Below are 17,574 nucleotides of genomic sequence, written 5' to 3'. Positions count from 1 at the left end.
AGGTTGCAAGCCAATGGTTATGGACGTCAACGAGATCCGTGAGTATCTCCCGCACCGCTATCCTTTCCTGCTGATCGATCGTGTCATGGACCTGACCCTTGGCGAGTTCATCGTTGCGCGCAAGAACGTCAGCATCAACGAGCCGTTCTTCAATGGTCACTTCCCGGAGCACCCGATCATGCCGGGCGTTCTGATCGTGGAAGCCATGGCTCAGGCGGCGGGTATTCTCGGCTTCAAGACCGTCGACAAGCGTCCCGCCGATGGCTACATCTACTATCTCGTCGGAAGCGACAATGTGCGCTTCAAGCGCCCGGTGATGCCGGGTGATCAGCTCGAGATCAGCGCCCGCGTGCTGCGCGAGAAGCGTGGCATCTGGAAGTTCGCCTGTCAGGCCAAGGTCGATGGCGATGTGGTCTGCGAGGCCGAAATCATCTGTGCCGAGAGGAAGGTCGCTTGATACATCCTACTGCCATTGTCGATCCCGGCGCCCGCCTGGCCGATGATGTCGAGGTCGGCCCGTTCTGCGTGATCGGCGCTGATGTCGAGATCGGCGCTGGCACGGTGGTGGGGCCGCATGTCGTCATCAAGGGCACCACCGTCATCGGTGAGCGCAATCGTATCTTCCAGTTCGCGTCAGTGGGCGAGGACTGTCAGGACAAGAAGTACGCCGGTGAGCCGACGCGTCTGGAAATCGGGGATGACAACGTCATCCGCGAGGGCGTGACCCTGCATCGCGGCACCGTCCAGGATGCCAGCCTCACGCGTATCGGCAGCCGCAACTTGTTCATGGCCTACTCGCACGTCGGTCATGACTGCATCATCGGCGACGACTGCATCATGGCCAATCAGGCGACGCTGGGTGGCCATGTCCATCTCGGCAACCACGTCATTCTGGGTGGTCTGTCGGCGGTGCATCAGTTCTGCCATATCGGCGAACATGCCATGGCGGGCGGTGGCTCCATCATCACCAAGGACATCGCGGCCTTCGTGATGGTCAATGGCCATCCGGCGGAAGCACATGGTCTCAACAGCGTCGGCCTCAAGCGCCGTGGCTTCAGCCGCGAGACCATCTCCGCGCTGAACACGGCCTACAAGACGGTCTTCCGTCAGGGGCTGACGCTGGCGCAGGCCCTCGAGCAGCTGGAAGCCGAGCCGCCGCTGGCCGAGCGCGATGTCTTCATCGCCTCGCTCAAGGCGTCCACTCGCGGTCTGACTCGCTGAGCATGCGCATCTACCTGGTAGCCGGGGAGCTCTCCGGTGACATCCTCGGTGCCAGCCTGATGCGCGCGCTCAAGACGCGCTATCCCGATGTCGAGTTCCGTGGCATCGGCGGCCCCCGCATGCAGGCCGAGGGCTTCGACAGCCTCTATCCGCTGGAAACCCTGTCGGTGATGGGGCTGGTCGAGGTTCTCAAGCATCTGCCGGTACTGATCAAGGTGCGTCGCCATCTGTTGCGCGACGCCCTCGAGTGGCAACCCGACGTGATGATCGGCATCGATGCCCCGGACTTCAATCTGGGGCTCGAGCTGCGCCTGCGCAAGCAGGGCATCACCACCGCGCACTACGTCAGCCCCTCCGTGTGGGCCTGGCGTCAGGGGCGCGTGAAGACCATTCGCCGCGCCGTCGATCGCATGCTGACCTTCCTGCCCTTCGAGGCCGCCTTCTATCGTGAGCATCAGGTGCCGGTGACCTTCGTCGGCCATCCGCTGGCCGATGAGTTGCCGCTCGAGGATGATCGTGCTGCTGCCCGTGGGCAGTTGGGGATCGACAGTGATGTGCAGCTGCTGGCGGTATTGCCGGGCTCCCGCGCCAACGAGATCCGCTTTCTCGGCGAGACCTTCCTGGCCGCCATCGAGCGTCTCTGTCAGCGTTATCCCGGCCTTGAGGTGGTGATCCCGGCGGCCACACCGCTGCGGCGCACCGAGCTCGAGTCCCTGATGGCGGAGCACGAAGGGCTGGATCGCAGTCGCATCCATCTGGTGGATGGTCAATCGCGTGAAGCGATGACCGCCGCCGATGCCGTGCTGCTGGCGTCCGGCACGGCGGCGCTCGAATGTCTGCTCTGTCATCGTCCGATGGTGGTGGCCTATCGCATGGCGCCGATGACGCATCGCATCGCGCGGCATATGGTCAAGACCGAGTGGATATCCCTGCCCAACCTGATCGCCCGCGAGACGCTGGTGCCGGAGCTGATCCAGGACGCCGCCACGCCGGAGTCCATCGAGGAAAGCCTTGCGCCATTGCTGTCGCGTGCCGCCGGTGACGTCGCTCGCCAGCGCGAACTGCGGGAACGCTTCACCGCCATGCATCGTGAACTGACCTGTGATGCCAGCGCCGCGGCCGCCATCGCCATCGGTGAACTGGCCGGACGCTGATCCCGCGTGTCGCCGCCAGACATTGCGCTACCCTTGATTGAATCACCTCGACAGGCAGATCGCATTGGCGCTCTGCCTGTTGTCTTACGCCTCGAGATATCATGACCGACTCTGCCGACAGCCACGCCACCACGCCTTCTGCGCGCAAGCGTAAACCCGCCGATGATTTTCCGCCGCTGGTGATTCCCTATCAGGGGCAGTTGCTGGCCGGTATCGACGAGGTCGGGCGTGGGCCGCTGGTCGGCCCGGTGGTGGCGGCAGCGGTGATTCTGGACCCGAATGACCCCATCGAGGGCATCACCGACTCCAAGAAGCTCAGCGAGAAGAAGCGTCTGGCCCTCTACGAGCAGATTCGAGCGCGCGCCTGGGCGTGGGCGATCGCCGAGGCCACCAGTGACGAGATCGATGAGCTGAACATCTATCAGGCCACGCACCTGGCCATGCGTCGCGCCATCGATGCACTGGGCGTGCGCCCGGAATACCTGCTGGTGGATGGCAATCGCCTGCCGGGGCACGAGATTCACGGCATGGCGGTGGTGAAGGGCGATCTGCGTCACGCTGCCATCGGCGCGGCCTCGATTCTGGCCAAGGTGCATCGCGACGCCCAGATGGCGGCGCTGGATTCACACTTCCCCGCCTATGGCTTCGCGCGTCACAAGGGCTACCCGACCCGCGAGCATCAAGCCGCCATCGAGGAACATGGCATCCTCACCCTGCACCGCAAGAGCTTCGGGCCGGTCAAGCGGCTGTTCATGTCGGGGCACGTGCCACGGGCCGTGCCGCCGGACGCGCTGATCGCGCTTCCGACCCCGCAGGCTGCGATTCCAGAAACGGCGACGCCAGAGCTGGATGACAGCGCCGCGCCGGCAGGGCCGCAGACAGGAGTGCAGGTCGAGCCAACACCAGAGCCGAGTGCGACGCTGAGCGATGCAAGCGAGCCGAGCCAGCGTCCCACGGCAAAAAAGCCGGCAGCCGTGGTCTGACTGATGCCAGTGAGACCACGGCATCCCCGTCAGTCGAGCCTGCCCGGCCAGACGCTGCACCTTCAGACGATGGCGCTGACAGGCTATCCTTGAAGCCCGAGCCCGAGCCCGAGCCCGAGCCTTCAGCCTCGCCGCCGCCGACAGAACGCGCAGCGACGACAGCCCCAGCCGCAACCGAATCCTTCACCGTCACGCCGACTTCACGAGCCGATTCCATGACCACGCCCTTTGTTCACCTGCGCGTTCACACCGAGTTCTCTCTCGTCGATGGTCTGCCCGGCGTCAAGCCGCTGATCAAGGCGACCGCCGCGGCGAGCCAGCCGGCTGTCGCGGTGACTGACGAGGCCAACCTGTTCGGACTGGTCAAGTTCTACTCCAATGCACGCGGTGCCGGCATCAAGCCGATCATCGGTGCCGACATGTGGATGACCAATCCCCAGGATGCCGCGCGGCCGTATCGCCTCACGCTGCTGGCGATGAACGACACCGGTTATCGCAATCTTACCGAGCTGATCTCGCGCGGCTGGACCGATGGCCAGAAGCAGGACCGCGCCTACCTCGAGAAAGAGTGGATCTTCGAGCAGGCCGAGGGGCTGATCGTGCTGTCCGGCGGTCGTGAAGGCGAGATCGGCCGCCATCTGCTCTCTGATCACGAAGATACCGCGCGGACACTGCTCGACGAATGGAAGGCGGTGTTCGGGGATCGCTTCTATCTGGAGCTGACCCGCACCCAGCGTCAGTACGAGGAAGAGTGCCTTCATCTGTCGGTGGCGCTGGCCGAGGCCACCGATACGCCGGTAGTGGCCACCAATGATGTGCGCTTCCTCAAGCGTGAAGACTACTGGGCCCATGAGACGCGCGTCTCCATCGGCGAAGGCAAGGCGCTGGATGACCCGCGGCGCGAGACCCGCTACAGCGATGAGCAGTACCTGAAGAGCGCCGAGGAGATGAGCGAGCTGTTCTCCGACATTCCCGAAGCGCTCGAGAACAGTGTGCTGATCGCGGCGCGCTGCTCGGTGACCGTGCAGCTGGGCACCTACTTCCTGCCCGAGTTCCCGGTGCCGGAAGGCATGACGATGGACCAGTTCTTCCGCAAGGTCTCGCATGATGGCCTGACGGAGCGCCTCGACAAGCTGTATCCCCATGCCAGGCATCCGCGCGACAGCGAGGCCTGGGCCGAGATCGAGCAGCGCTACCGCACGCGGCTGGATTTCGAGCTCGACATCATCCTGCAGATGGGCTTCCCCGGTTACTTCCTGATCGTCATGGACTTCATCCAGTGGGGCAAGGACAACGGCGTGCCGGTCGGTCCGGGGCGCGGTTCCGGTGCCGGCTCGCTGGTGGCCTACGCCCAGAAGATCACCGATCTGGACCCGCTGGAATATGACCTGCTGTTCGAGCGCTTTCTGAACCCGGAACGTGTCTCCATGCCCGACTTTGACGTCGATTTCTGCATGGAGAAGCGTGACCGCGTGATCGACTACGTGGCCGAGCGCTACGGGCGCAACGCGGTCTCGCAGATCGTCACCTTCGGCACCATGGCCGCCAAGGCCGTGGTGCGTGACGTGGCGCGCGCCCAGGGCAAGCCGTACTCGTTGGGCGACAAGCTCTCCAAGCTGATTCCCTTCGAGGTCGGCATGACGCTGGAGAAGGCCATTGAGCAGGAGCCGCAGCTCAAGGAATTCATCGACAACGACGAGGAAGCCCAGGAAATCTGGGAGATGGCGCTCAAGCTCGAGGGCACCACCCGGGGAACTGGCAAGCATGCCGGCGGGGTAGTGATCGCGCCGACCAAGCTGACCGACTTCGCGCCATTGCTGTGTGATGAGGACGGCAGTGGTCTGGTGGTCCAGTTCGACAAGAATGACGTCGAGGAGGCCGGACTGGTCAAGTTCGACTTCCTGGGCCTGCGTACCCTGACCATCATCGACTGGGCGATCGAGATGGTCGACAAGGTCCGCGAGCGCGAGGGGCTGGCACCGCTGGATATCGATGACATTCCGCTGGATGACGCCAAGACCTTCGACATGCTGCAGAAGGCGGAGACGACGGCCGTCTTCCAGCTGGAATCCCGCGGCATGAAGGAGCTGATCAAGAAGCTCAAGCCCGATTGCCTGGAAGACATGATCGCCCTGGTGGCCCTGTTCCGTCCCGGGCCGTTGCAGTCCGGCATGGTGGATGACTTCATCAACCGCAAGCACGGCCGCTCCGAAGTGTCTTATCCACACCCGGATTACCAGCATGAGCTGCTCAAGCCGGTACTGGAACCGACCTACGGCATCATCCTGTACCAGGAGCAGGTCATGCAGATCGCGCAGGTGCTGGCCGGCTATACGCTGGGTCAGGCCGACATGCTGCGCCGCGCGATGGGCAAGAAGAAGCCGGAAGAGATGGCCAAGCAGCGTGCCGGCTTCATGGAAGGGTGTGCGGGCAAGGGCATCGACAAGGACCTGGCCGGCAACATCTTCGACCTGGTGGAGAAATTCGCCGGTTACGGCTTCAACAAGTCGCACTCGGCGGCCTATGGTCTTGTCTCCTACCAGACGGGCTGGCTGAAGGCGCACTATCCGGGGCCGTTCATGGCCGCGGTGATCTCCACCGAGATGCAGACCATCGAGAAGGTGGTGCCGCTGATCGAGGAGTGCCGCCATATTGGCCTGACGGTCACGCCACCGGATGTGAACCTCGGCGGCTACAAGTTTACCGTCGACCTGGAAGGGCATGTCGTCTACGGCCTGGGCGCCATCCGTGGCGTGGGCGAGGGCCCGATTGATGCCATCGTCAGTGCGCGTGCCCAGGGTGGGCCGTTCAGTGACATCTTCGACTTCTGCAAGCGCATCGATGCCAAGAAGATCAACAAGCGCACCCTGGAAGCGCTGATCCGCTCTGGCGCGCTGGACAACATCGGTCCGTCGCGTGCGGTGCTGATGCTGGCAGTGGAGGATGCGCTCAAGGCCGCCTCCCAGAATCACGCCAACAATGATGTCGGCATCACCGACATGTTCGGCGATGCCTTCAGCGAGCCGGAAACCGATGTCTATGCCGGCTATCGCAAGGCGCGCGAGTGGACCGACAAGGAGCGCCTCACCGGCGAGAAGGACACGCTGGGGCTCTATCTGACCGGCCATCCCATCGATGAGTATGAGGGTGAGCTCAAGCGCTTCATCAATGCGCGCATCAGTGATCTCAAACCGTCGCGTGAGCCGCAGCGCATAGCCGGGCTGGTGATCGCCATGCGCACCATGAAGTCCAAGCGGGGCGACACCATGGCCTTCGTGACCCTGGATGACCGCACCGGACGCATCGAGGCCTCGATGTTCGGTGAGCTCTACGATCAGGTGCGCAACAAGCTGGTACCTGACAGCGTGGTGATCGTCGAGGGCGAGGTCAGCCAGGATGACTATTCCGGTGGCCTGCGTCTGCGCGGCAAGGATGTCACGCCGATCATCGACGCGCGGGCGCGCTTCGGTGAGGCGGTCGAGATGAGCATCGCCGCCGAGGACATCGGCGGTCGCTTCACCCAGCAGCTGACCACCTTGCTGACGCCACACCTGGCCAGTGAAGGCCTGCCGATGCGCCTGCGTTATCGCAACGCCGCGGCGGAGGCCTGGCTGGAGCTGGGCGAGCAATGGCGCGTTGCGCCCAGTGATGAGTTGTTGATCCAGCTGGGTGAGGTGGAAGGTCAGCGAGGTGTGCGCCTCAAGTACCGTGACTGACTTGCTGGCCGACAGGATGATGCCTGCCTCGCCAAGCGGCGGGGCAGGCACAGCACCGAGATGAGCGGCGTGGGCGCAGAGTTAATCCACGCCTAACAGGCGGGCAAGGTTTGCACCTGTCGAACAGGGTGCGATAATGCCTGTCCATCTTTTCCGTACCCAATTCCATGCCGACTGTGACCGCCGCGAGCCACAGATCGCCTGAGCGTGTGCTCAGGGGGAGTGACCCGGCCGACTCGCTTTCCTGGCTGCCCGAGACGACGAACGAAACGCCTTATGAATCCCAATTATCTGGACTTTGAACAGCCGATCGCCGAGCTGCAGGCCAAGATCGAGGAACTCCGTCTGGTCGGTAACGACTCCCAGGTCAACCTGTCTGACGAGATCGCTCGCCTGCAGGAAAAGAGCACCAAGCTCACCGAGTCCATCTTCAAGGACCTCGGCGCCTGGCAGGTCTCCCAGCTGGCACGTCACCCGCAGCGCCCGTATACCCTCGATTATCTCGAGAACCTGTTCACGGACTTCGATGAGCTGCACGGCGACCGTCACTACGCGGACGACGAAGCGCTGGTCGGCGGTATCGCGCGTCTCGACGACAAGCCGGTGATGGTGATCGGTCACCAGAAAGGCCGCGACGTGAAGGAAAAGGTGCGTCGCAACTTCGGCATGCCGCGTCCGGAAGGCTACCGCAAGGCCTGCCGTCTGATGGAGATGGCCGAGCGCTTCAAGATGCCGATCCTGACCTTCATCGACACCCCGGGTGCCTATCCGGGCATCGGTGCCGAGGAGCGTGGTCAGTCCGAGGCCATCGCCTACAACCTGGCGGTGATGTCGCGTCTGAAGACGCCGATCATCTCCACTGTCATCGGTGAGGGTGGTTCCGGCGGTGCACTGGCGATCGGCGTGTGTGACGAGCTGAACATGCTGCAGTACTCCACCTACTCGGTGATCTCGCCGGAAGGTTGTGCTTCCATCCTGTGGAAGAGCGCCGAGCGTGCCGCCGACGCCGCTGATGCGATGGGCATCACTGCCTCGCGCCTCAAGGAGCTGGGCTTCGTCGACAACCTGATCAAGGAGCCGCTGGGTGGTGCGCACCGCAACCCGCAGTCTGCTGCCGACAGCATCAAGGCTGCGCTGGGTGAGGGTCTGGAGCGTCTTGGCGCCATGGATACCGATGCCCTGCTGGAGCGTCGTTACCAGCGCCTGATGAGCTACGGCGCACCGGCATGATCCCGGTGCCTCTCGCGTGATGCGCGATCGGCTCATGCCCGCGTGACCAGGACGCCTCCGGATTCTTCCGGGGGCGTTCTTGCGTTCAGGGCCGGCGTTTTCGCCTCCACTTCCTCTTCTCCACCACTTCCTTCCTCCGCTTCGCGACAGGAGCCCGACATGTCTCTGTCCCCCTCACTGGATTCGCTGTACCTGCGTGCTCAACCGCTGAGCGAGATGGCAGAGTCGCGTGCACTCGTCGCCGTGCGCGAGGCGCTCGAGGCCAGCGATGCCAGGCGCACGGTATGGGTCGCGCTCTCGGGTGGGCTGGATTCGGTGATGCTGGCGCGCCTGGCGGCACGTGCGGTCAAGGACTGCCCGCGTCGACTGCGGCTGGTGCATGTGCATCACGGCCTGCAGGCAGCCAACGATGATTTCGAGCAGCTGGCGCGCAGGCTGGCCTCGCGTCTCGGGCTGCCGCTTAGCGTGCGTCATCTGGCGCTGGCGGAGACGGCACTCAAGTCGCGAGGACTGGAGGCGGCAGCTCGCGAAGGGCGGCTTGTGGCGCTGAGCGCCTGTCTGGCGGCGGGGGATAGCCTGTGGCTGGCGCAGCATCAGGATGATCAGGCCGAGACGCTGTTGCTCAACACGCTGCGTGGCAGTGGCGGGCGCGGGCTGGCGGCCATGCCGCCTGAGCGGGCGCTGGCCGTGGGCGAGGCGTTCCCCGGGCAAGACCAGTCCGCCCATGAGCGGGCACGACTGCTACGGCCGCTGCTGGGGATCTCGCGCGATGAACTCCAGACACTGGCGAGCCGGCATGGCTTGCAGGCCGGGCGCGACTGGTGCGAAGACCCCAGCAATGTCGATCAGCAGTTTGATCGCAACTACCTGCGCCACAGTGTCGTGCCGCTGTTGCAGGCGCGCTGGCCGCAGGCCGTGGCCAGCCTGGCGCGCTCGGCGCAGCAATTGCAGGAAGAGCAGTCCTTGCTTGATGAGCTGGCGGCCGAGCTGCTGGCGAAGGTTCAGGTATCAGGCGCAAAGCACCTGGCTCAGAGACAAGGGCAGGGGCAGGTACAGGGTCTTGATCAGGGCCTGAATCAGGTGCGGGAGCAAGAAACGCAGTTGTCATTGGCGGAGCTGGCAGGCTTGAGTGAGTCACGCCAACGGCTGGTCCTGCGCCATCTATGCCAGTCGCGTGGCTGGCCGGTGCCGCCGCGGGGTCGCTTGATGAGCCTGCAGCAGTTGATCGCCACGCCGCCCGACTCGGTGGCCGAGGTGCACTGGGCCAACGCCAAATACACCCTCAGCGTGCGCGCGTGGCGCGGTCAGCTGTGGTGGCAGGTGTCAGATACCGTTATTGAGCAGGGTGTGCGTCATCGACAAGGCGATACCGGCTACGCGAGAAGTGGTCGCCAACCCGGCGAGACGCCTTCCTGCGAGTGGGATTCTGAGGCACGCAAGGCATGGCGGGCGCTGGGGAGGGGGGAAGAGCATGTTGCCTTCACGTCGCGTCAGCCGGGAGATGTACTGCGAGTGGCAGGGCGGGGGCGGCGCGATATCAAGCGTTTGCTGCAGGAAGCCGGCATCCCGCCCTGGCAGCGTGAGCAGTTGCGAGTGGCGCGCATGCACGATGGGACAGTCGCGGGGTTGTGGCACCCCTCGCGGGGCTGGTGGCTACTGGCCTCACTCACATCGCAGTGAGGCCGGCGGGCGATCTCGCCGATATCTTGCTTGGGGCTCGCTCAGGAATCGGCCAGTGTCAGCGTCATGCCGGCGGCTTTCTGCAACTCGCTTTCCTGGCTGAGGTCATCGTTGATCAGGCTGTGATCGCGATATTCCTCGGTCAGATTGAGCGTCAGATCGTCGCCTTCGGCGCTGAGATGCATGCCGAGTATCGGCGCTTCTGAGCGTGAATGGTTGAGCATCACCGCCATGCGCAGCAGGCGCGCCAGGCGCGCCAGACGCGGTTGCTGCGGCCCCGGCAGCGCCGCCAGTTCGTTCTTGGGGAACTTGCGACGGTGGGCACGGACCAGGAAGGCCAGCGCGCGCTGTTCGGGACGCGAGAAGCCGAGCAGGTCGGAATGCTCGAGCAGGTAGGCGCCATGGCGATGGAACTGGCTGTGGGAAATCGCCTGGCCGACTTCGTGGAGTTCGGCGGCCCAGCTCAGCAGTTGACGTGACGTCGTCCCCAGCGCCCAGTCGCCGGCGACCTGATCGAACAGCTGCAGGGCGGTGTCGCGCACATTGCTGGCGTGGCGGGTATCGATGCCATAACGACGCTGCAGCGACTCGATGGCTGACAGGCGTGAATCCTCCGGCGTGTTGCGCCCGATCAGATCGAACAGCACGCCTTCGCGCAGCGCGCCGTCGGAGTAGCGCATCTGCTCCAGCCCCAGTGCCTCGAAGACACCGCACAGAATGGCGATGCCCGCCGGGAAGACGGTGGCGCGATCGCTCTTCAGGCCAGGCAGGCTGACCTTGTCGAGACGTTTGAATTCCAGTAGCGCCGCGCGCAACTTGTGTAGCCCTTCGCGTGTGACCACGCCATGCGGGGCCCAGCCGTGCGCTTCCAGCACGTTGGCGGCGGCCTTGATGGTGCCGGAGGAGCCGACCGGGTCATCCCAGCCCATCTCGCGATAGGTGCGCTGGATGCTGGCCAGTTCCGAGCGTGCGGCCAGCTCGGCGCGGCGCATGCGCTTCTCGCTGATCTCGCCATCCTGGAAGAAGGCCTTGGTATAGGCAACGCAGCCCATGTGCAGGCTTTCCAGCAAGCGTGGCTCGAATTGCTCGCCGATGATGAACTCGGTGGAGCCGCCGCCGATATCGACGATCAGACGCTTGCCGTGCACATCGGCCAGTGCATGCGCCGCGCCCAGATAGATCAGGCGGGCTTCTTCGCGCCCGGCGATGATCTCGATGGGATGCCCCAGCAGAGCCTCGGCACGCTCGATCAGTTCTTCACTGTTATGCGCGGCGCGCAGGGCATTGGTACCCACGACCCGCAGATGGTCGGCCTCGATGCCATCGATGAAGGGTGCGAACTGGGCGAGACAGTTGAGGGCGCGCTCCATGGCTTCTTCGCTGAGCATGCCGTCTTCGTCCAGCCCTGCCGCCAGCTGGACCTTCTCACCCTGCTTGGCCACGACCTGCAATTGCCCCGCCTGATGGTTGGCCAGCAGCAGGTGGAAGCTGTTGGAACCCAGATCGATGGCGGCCAGCTTCAGCAGCGGGGCCTCGTTGCCGGCGCTGCCTTCATCAGAGGTGGCGGGTTGCGGGTGCTGGAAGGGTGCTGATTCACTCAAGGGCGGAGTCCTTTACGGCGGGTCATTCATGGCAGGCATCATGCACTGCCTCCTTCACGCCAACTCCTGCGACGGCTTCCTTGCGTGGCGACCATGGCGCAATGAAGTTGTCGTGAGCGTGGGTGGTCACCGGACGCGAGCCTGCTGCGGGAAGATGACGCTGGCAGCAGGTCGCGGCGGCGACTCTCGCAAGATTGCGGCGACTGGCCAGAGGTGTCAAACCGGTGGCACCCACGGAGCCATCACCACGAGGGGCTGGCGGCACATTCAGCGCATGGGGCATGCTATTCTAGCGGCGTGATATGACAGAACGACGAAGTCGCGGGTCATCATCACGCACAATGAGTCGCAAGCCATCACGCAGCAAAATCAGCAAGACCAACCGGGTCTGGGAGATAACGTCGCGATGAGCGAACGTGTGGTACCGATTGCAGAAAGGGACTTCGAATCCGTGGTGCTGGAAAGCGAGCATCCGGTGCTGGTAGATTTCTGGGCTTCCTGGTGCGGGCCGTGCAAGAGCGTGGCACCGACGCTGGAATCCCTGGCAGAGGAATACGAAGGGCAGCTCAAGATCGTCAAGGTCGATGTCGATGAAGCCCCTGAGCTCGCTGCCCGCTTCGGCGTGCGCGGTGTGCCGACATTGATGCTGTTTCTGGGCGGCAATGTCGAAGCCAGCAAGGTGGGCGCCATGCCGCGCGCGCAGCTGGCTGCCTTTCTGGATGCCAATCTGTGAATCGGGCCTTGCTGCCCTCGGGGGCCTTGAGGCGTCAGTGAAAGCGCTACGTCAGCGGCGGCTATCGCAGCGCTGGCTGGCCGCTAGCGAGCGCTTCAGGCAGCGCCGGGTGCGCCACCAGGCCGCCGGGGCTTGCGTTCAGGGGCCGGCTTGACTACCATCGAGGCGTTCGCCTGATTACACGCTCTCTGATTGCGTCATGTCGACCGTCCCACGGTCCCCCAGTTGTCAGCCAGCCCTCTGGTAATGCTGCCCGCGACTCGCCGGCCAGCCTCCAGGCGATTCATACCGCTAGATTTCATATCGAGAAGACTTTTCCGTCAGCAAGCATGATGCGCCGTGTCCCTTCGACCGGTCCGTCGTCGCTGGACATCCGTAGCTCGACACTCCGTCGCTGAATCCGTTGTTCGCCGTGGTGAGTGATCTTTCCTGAACTTTTGGCACCTGTCTTCATCCAGCTCAGGCGCTTGCCTCCGGGAATGCTGTCGAGTTCTGTCTGCACCCTTGCAGTGCCGGTCCTTGCCTTCTGCCCGTCTTCTCGATTCCCTTCTTATCTATCAGCTCCGCTGACCTGAGCCACGTTCAAACAAAGCCGATGAATCTTACCCAACTCAAGCAAAATACTGTCCCCGAACTGCTGGAACTTGCCCAGACGATGGGCATCGACAATCTGGCACGTTCGCGCAAGCAGGACATCATCTTCGCCATCCTCAAGAAGCACGCGAAAAGCGGTGAGGACATCTACGGCGACGGCGTTCTGGAAATCCTGCAGGACGGCTTCGGCTTCCTGCGCAGTGCAGACTCTTCCTACCTCGCGGGTCCTGATGACATCTACGTTTCACCGTCTCAGATCCGTCGCTTCAATCTGCGCAAGGGCGACACCATCTCCGGCAAGATTCGTCCGCCGAAGGAAGGGGAGCGTTACTTCGCGCTGCTCAAGGTCAATCAGATCAACTTTGACCGCCCCGAGAATGCCAAGCACAAGATCCTGTTCGAGAACCTGACGCCGCTGTTCCCGCAATCCCGTCTGCTGATGGAAATCGGCAACGGTTCCACCGAAGACATCACCTCACGCATCCTTGATCTGACCGCACCGATCGGCAAGGGTCAGCGTGGCCTGATCGTCTCGCCGCCCAAGGCGGGCAAGACGATGATGTTGCAGAACATCGCCGCCTCCATCACGCGCAACAACCCCGAATGTCACCTCATCGTGCTGCTGATCGATGAGCGTCCCGAGGAAGTCACCGAGATGTCGCGTACCGTACGCGGCGAAGTCGTGGCCTCCACCTTCGATGAGCCGCCGGCCCGTCACGTCCAGGTCGCCGAGATGGTGATCGAGAAGGCCAAGCGCCTAGTCGAGCACAAGAAGGATGTCGTCATCCTGCTCGATTCCATCACGCGTCTGGCACGTGCCTACAACACCGTGGTGCCGTCCTCCGGCAAGGTTCTGACCGGTGGTGTCGACGCCCACGCCCTCGAGAAGCCGAAGCGCTTCTTCGGTGCCGCGCGCAATATCGAAGAAGGCGGCAGTCTGACGATTCTCGCCACGGCGCTGGTCGATACCGGCTCCAAGATGGACGAAGTCATCTTCGAGGAATTCAAGGGCACCGGTAACATGGAAGCTCACCTCGACCGCAAGCTGGCCGAGCGACGCGTCTTCCCGGCCCTCAACATCCGTCGCTCCGGCACGCGTCGTGAAGACCTGATCGCGTCCGAGGATGAAATGCAGCGCATGTGGATCCTGCGCAAGCTGCTCAACCCGATGGAAGATGTGGCTGCCACCGAGTTCCTGATCGATCGCCTGAAAGATACCAAGACCAACCTCGAGTTCTTCGAGGCCATGAAGCGCCGCTGATCGAGGCCGGCCCTGCCGCGATGGCGGGCCATGTCCACGACGTGCGCTGCCTGAGACGCCCACTTCCCGCCCGGGAAGTGGGCGTCTTGCGTTGTTGGTCTGCCGAGTGCCGGCTGGCAATGGTATGCTCGGGGCTTGATCAAGCCGAGCGGAAACTCCCATGCAGTATCGAGACTTACGCGATTTCATCGCGGCGTTGGAAGAGAAGGGCGAACTCAAGCGCATTCGTGCCGAGGTGGACCCCTATCTGGAGATGACCGAGATCTGCGATCGCACCCTGAAGGCAGGGGGGCCGGCGTTGCTGTTCGAGAACGTCAAGGGCCACAGCATGCCGGTGCTGGGCAATCTGTTCGGCACGCCGCGGCGCGTGGCGCTGGGCATGGGCCAGGAGTCCGTCGAGGCGCTGCGTGAAGTCGGCGAGCTGCTGGCCTTTCTCAAGGAGCCGGAGCCGCCCAAGGGCTTCCGCGATGCCTGGGACAAGCTGCCGATCTTCAAGCAGGTGATGAGCATGGGGCCGAAGAAGGTCAAGCGTGCGCCCTGTCAGGAGATCGTGCTGGAAGGGGAGGAGGTCGATCTCGACATGATTCCGATCCAGCACTGCTGGCCCGGGGATGCCGCGCCGCTGGTGACCTGGCCGCTGGTGATCACGCGTGGTCCGCACAAGGAGCGCCAGAACCTCGGCATCTATCGTCAGCAGAAGCTCGGCAAGAATCGCCTGATCATGCGCTGGCTGGCACACCGTGGCGGTGCACTGGACTTCCGCGAGTGGCAGAAGGCCCATCCGGGCGAACCCTTCCCCGTCGCGGTGGCGCTGGGTGCCGATCCGGCCACCATTCTCGGCGCTGTCACGCCGGTACCGGATTCACTCTCCGAGTATGCCTTTGCCGGTCTGCTGCGCGGCTCGCGCACCGAGCTGGTCAAATGTGGCCTGTCGGATCTCGAGGTCCCGGCCAGCGCCGAGATCATCCTGGAAGGCTATCTGTATCCGGATGACGTGGCACCGGAAGGCCCCTACGGCGATCACACCGGCTATTACAACGAGGTGGAGACCTTCCCGGTCTTCACCATCGAGCGCATCACCCATCGGCGCGACCCGATCTATCACTCCACCTATACCGGGCGTCCGCCGGATGAGCCGGCGATTCTCGGCCTGGCGCTCAATGAAGTCTTCGTGCCGATTCTGCGCAAGCAGTTCCCGGAAATCGTCGACTTCTATCTGCCGCCGGAAGGCTGCTCCTACCGCATGGCGGTGGTGACGATGAAGAAGCAGTACCCCGGCCACGCCAAGCGCGTGATGATGGGAGTCTGGAGCTTCCTGCGTCAGTTCATGTACACCAAGTTCGTGATCGTGCTGGATGATGATGTCGATGCCCGCAAGTGGGAAGATGTCATCTGGGCCATCACCACGCGCATGGACCCGAGCCGTGATACCGTTCTGGTCGACAATACGCCGATCGATTATCTGGACTTCGCCTCGCCAACGGCGGGGCTTGGCTCCAAGATGGGCATGGACGCGACCAACAAGTGGCCCGGCGAGACGGACCGCGAGTGGGGCGAGCCTATCGTGATGAGCGAAGAGATCACATCCCGTGTCGATGAACGCTGGGACAGTCTGGGCATTCTGGACTGATTCCGCGACAGACCATCAACACCCATGCATTTACCCTGTCGTCGCGCGGCGCGCTGGCGGCAGGCATCAGACAACAAGAGGATACGATGACGGCGCGGACCCTGACCTGTCATGTCGAGAGTGTGGAAGATCTGACCCCGGACGTGTTTCGTGTGCGCTTCGCCGCACGTCCCGAGGCCCTGGCGCACGCGCCGGGCCAGTATCTCGAGATGAAGCTCGATGACACCACCTGGGTACCGTTCTCCATCGCCAATGCCGCCAGTGATGATGGCGTGCTGGAGCTGCATATCCAGCATTGGCCGGAACGCAGTAATTCCGCGCGTCTGCGCAGCCTGCTGGTCGCGGCCAATCAACTTGAGCTACGCCTGCCCAGTGGTGAGTGCGTGCTGGACCTCGACGACCCCAGCCCCATCGTGCTGATCTGTGCCGGCACCGGGTTTTCGCAGATGCACGCCATGCTGCAGGCGGCGTTTGCGCGTGGCCTGACCCAGCCCATCGAGCTGTGGTGGGCCGCGCGTGAGCGTCGCGATCTGTATCTGGAGAGTGCGGCACTCAACTGGGCTGCCAGCCAGCCGAATTTCCGTTATGTGCCGGTGCTGGAGGAGGCACCGACACACGGTGACGCCCATCATCGCGCGCTGGAAGCGGCCGGGGTCGAGGCGAGCTTCAAGGGCCATATCGGTCGTATCGACCAGGCGCTGCGTGAGCACGCCGACAGCATGGCAGGCAAGCGGGTCTATCTGTCTGGGTCGCCGGGCATGGTCTATGCCTGCGTCGACGCACTGACGCCCCTGGGAGTCGAGGCCAGCGCGCTGAGCTCCGATGTCTTCAGCTATGCGCCACGCGAGCCGCTGCTGGACCCGGCTCTGATGCCTGCCTGAATGAGTTTCCGGTACGAGGAAAGCGTGACATGAGTCAGTCCCCGATCCTGATCACCGGTGGTGCCCAGCGGCTGGGGCGTTACTGTGCCGAGCGACTGATCGATGATGGGCACCCCGTCATCGTCAGCTATCGACGCGAACGCGAAGAGCTCGATGCTCTGCGTGCGCTGGGTATCCGCACCGTTCAGGCGGATTTCTCCAGCGAGGCGGGCATCCGAACTTTCATCGCCGCGATTCGCGAGCTGACGCCGACGCTGCGGGCCATCGTGCACAATGCCAGCGACTGGGCACCGGATGGTGACGGCGAGGGGCAGGATGAGGTATTCGAGCATCTGTTCCGTGTCCATATGCAGGCGCCTTATCTGATCAACCTGGGATTGCGCGACCTGCTGGAAGCCGGGGTCGAGACGCAGGCGGATATCGTCCACATGAGTGACTTCGTGGTCCAGAAGGGCTCGCGCAAGCATGCGGCCTACGCGGCCAGCAAGGCCGGGCTCGAGAACCTGACCTTGTCGTTCGCGTCGATGTTCGCGCCGCGCATCCAGGTCAATACCATCGCGCCGGCGCTGATCATGCTGCGCCCAGGCGATGATGATGACTATGCCGAGCGTGCGCGCGCCAAGTCGTTGATGCAGCAGGTGCCCGGGCCAGGCGTCATCTGGCAGGCACTGCGCTATCTGCTGGATAGTCCCTATGTCACGGGCACGACCCTGCCGGTGGATGGGGGGCGCCACCTGCGCTGATAGCGTGTGTCAGTGGTCTTTCGGTTATCGCTTTTGATTTTCGAGGCGTGACATTCGAGACCTGAGCACCGCACAAAAAAGCCCCCGCTTCTTAGCGGGGGCTTTTTTCGTTGTTGCGACCGTTGTTATGACATCCTGCACTGGCGA

Annotated in this window: 14 protein-coding genes; 12 read left to right on the top strand and 2 right to left on the bottom strand. The window is 63.5% G+C overall.

What is annotated here, in order from left to right; genetic code table 11:
• The first annotated feature begins 19 nt into the window (after window positions 1-19).
• The 7 genes from fabZ (at window position 20) to tilS (ending at window position 9,984) form a co-directional block, all read left to right on the top strand.
• Complete coding sequence (fabZ, locus tag FLM52_15850) at window positions 20-457, top strand: 3-hydroxyacyl-ACP dehydratase FabZ (GenBank protein ID NVN57211.1); 438 nt, start codon at window positions 20-22, stop codon at window positions 455-457.
• Complete coding sequence (lpxA, locus tag FLM52_15845) at window positions 454-1,221, top strand: acyl-ACP--UDP-N-acetylglucosamine O-acyltransferase (GenBank protein NVN57210.1); 768 nt, start codon at window positions 454-456, stop codon at window positions 1,219-1,221. The genes fabZ and lpxA overlap by 4 nt, the downstream gene beginning before the upstream one ends.
• Before the next feature lie 2 nt (window positions 1,222-1,223).
• Entirely contained in the window at window positions 1,224-2,375 is a 1,152-nt protein-coding gene (locus FLM52_15840) for a lipid-A-disaccharide synthase (GenBank protein NVN57209.1), read from the top strand.
• Window positions 2,376-2,476: 101 nt separating this feature from the next.
• A complete protein-coding gene (gene rnhB / locus FLM52_15835; GenBank protein NVN57208.1) occupies window positions 2,477-3,358 on the top strand; it encodes a ribonuclease HII in 882 nt (293 codons plus the stop codon).
• A 215-nt stretch (window positions 3,359-3,573) separates the two neighbouring features.
• Window positions 3,574-7,074, top strand: a complete 3,501-nt coding sequence (gene dnaE / locus FLM52_15830) for a DNA polymerase III subunit alpha (GenBank protein ID NVN57207.1) — start codon at window positions 3,574-3,576, stop codon at window positions 7,072-7,074.
• Window positions 7,075-7,350: 276 nt separating this feature from the next.
• The gene (accA, locus tag FLM52_15825; protein ID NVN57206.1) at window positions 7,351-8,304 is read left to right on the top strand and encodes an acetyl-CoA carboxylase carboxyl transferase subunit alpha; all 954 of its coding nucleotides are present in this window, start codon (window positions 7,351-7,353) and stop codon (window positions 8,302-8,304) included.
• A gap of 159 nt (window positions 8,305-8,463) precedes the next feature.
• Window positions 8,464-9,984 carry a tRNA lysidine(34) synthetase TilS gene (gene tilS / locus FLM52_15820; GenBank protein NVN57205.1) on the top strand — a complete coding sequence of 507 codons (1,521 nt, stop codon included), beginning with the start codon at window positions 8,464-8,466 and terminating at the stop codon, window positions 9,982-9,984.
• 41 nt (window positions 9,985-10,025) lie between these two features.
• Here the strand turns inward: tilS and ppx are convergent, their stop codons facing one another.
• Complete coding sequence (ppx, locus tag FLM52_15815) at window positions 10,026-11,510, bottom strand: exopolyphosphatase (protein NVN57204.1); 1,485 nt, start codon at window positions 11,508-11,510, stop codon at window positions 10,026-10,028.
• A gap of 97 nt (window positions 11,511-11,607) precedes the next feature.
• On the bottom strand, window positions 11,608-11,868 hold the full coding sequence (locus FLM52_15810) for a hypothetical protein (protein ID NVN57203.1): 261 nt from the start codon (window positions 11,866-11,868) through the stop codon (window positions 11,608-11,610).
• A gap of 123 nt (window positions 11,869-11,991) precedes the next feature.
• Between FLM52_15810 and trxA the strand changes: the two genes are divergently transcribed.
• The 5 genes from trxA (at window position 11,992) to folM (ending at window position 17,427) form a co-directional block, all read left to right on the top strand.
• Window positions 11,992-12,318 (top strand): thioredoxin, encoded by a 327-nt coding sequence (gene trxA / locus FLM52_15805; protein NVN57202.1) that lies wholly within the window; start codon window positions 11,992-11,994, stop codon window positions 12,316-12,318.
• A 595-nt stretch (window positions 12,319-12,913) separates the two neighbouring features.
• A complete protein-coding gene (gene rho / locus FLM52_15800) occupies window positions 12,914-14,173 on the top strand; it encodes a transcription termination factor Rho (protein NVN57201.1) in 1,260 nt (419 codons plus the stop codon).
• A 160-nt stretch (window positions 14,174-14,333) separates the two neighbouring features.
• Window positions 14,334-15,803, top strand: a complete 1,470-nt coding sequence (gene ubiD, locus FLM52_15795) for a 4-hydroxy-3-polyprenylbenzoate decarboxylase (protein ID NVN57200.1) — start codon at window positions 14,334-14,336, stop codon at window positions 15,801-15,803.
• Between the two features lie 86 nt (window positions 15,804-15,889).
• Window positions 15,890-16,684 carry an NAD(P)H-flavin reductase gene (locus FLM52_15790; GenBank protein ID NVN57199.1) on the top strand — a complete coding sequence of 265 codons (795 nt, stop codon included), beginning with the start codon at window positions 15,890-15,892 and terminating at the stop codon, window positions 16,682-16,684.
• A 29-nt stretch (window positions 16,685-16,713) separates the two neighbouring features.
• Window positions 16,714-17,427 carry a dihydromonapterin reductase gene (gene folM / locus FLM52_15785; protein ID NVN57198.1) on the top strand — a complete coding sequence of 238 codons (714 nt, stop codon included), beginning with the start codon at window positions 16,714-16,716 and terminating at the stop codon, window positions 17,425-17,427.
• The last annotated feature ends 147 nt before the right edge of the window (window positions 17,428-17,574 follow it).

It is taken from the genome of bacterium Scap17, assembly GCA_013376735.1.
Classification (GTDB): Bacteria; Pseudomonadota; Gammaproteobacteria; order Pseudomonadales; family Halomonadaceae; genus Cobetia.
This window is presented reverse-complemented; position numbering and strand designations above follow the sequence as displayed.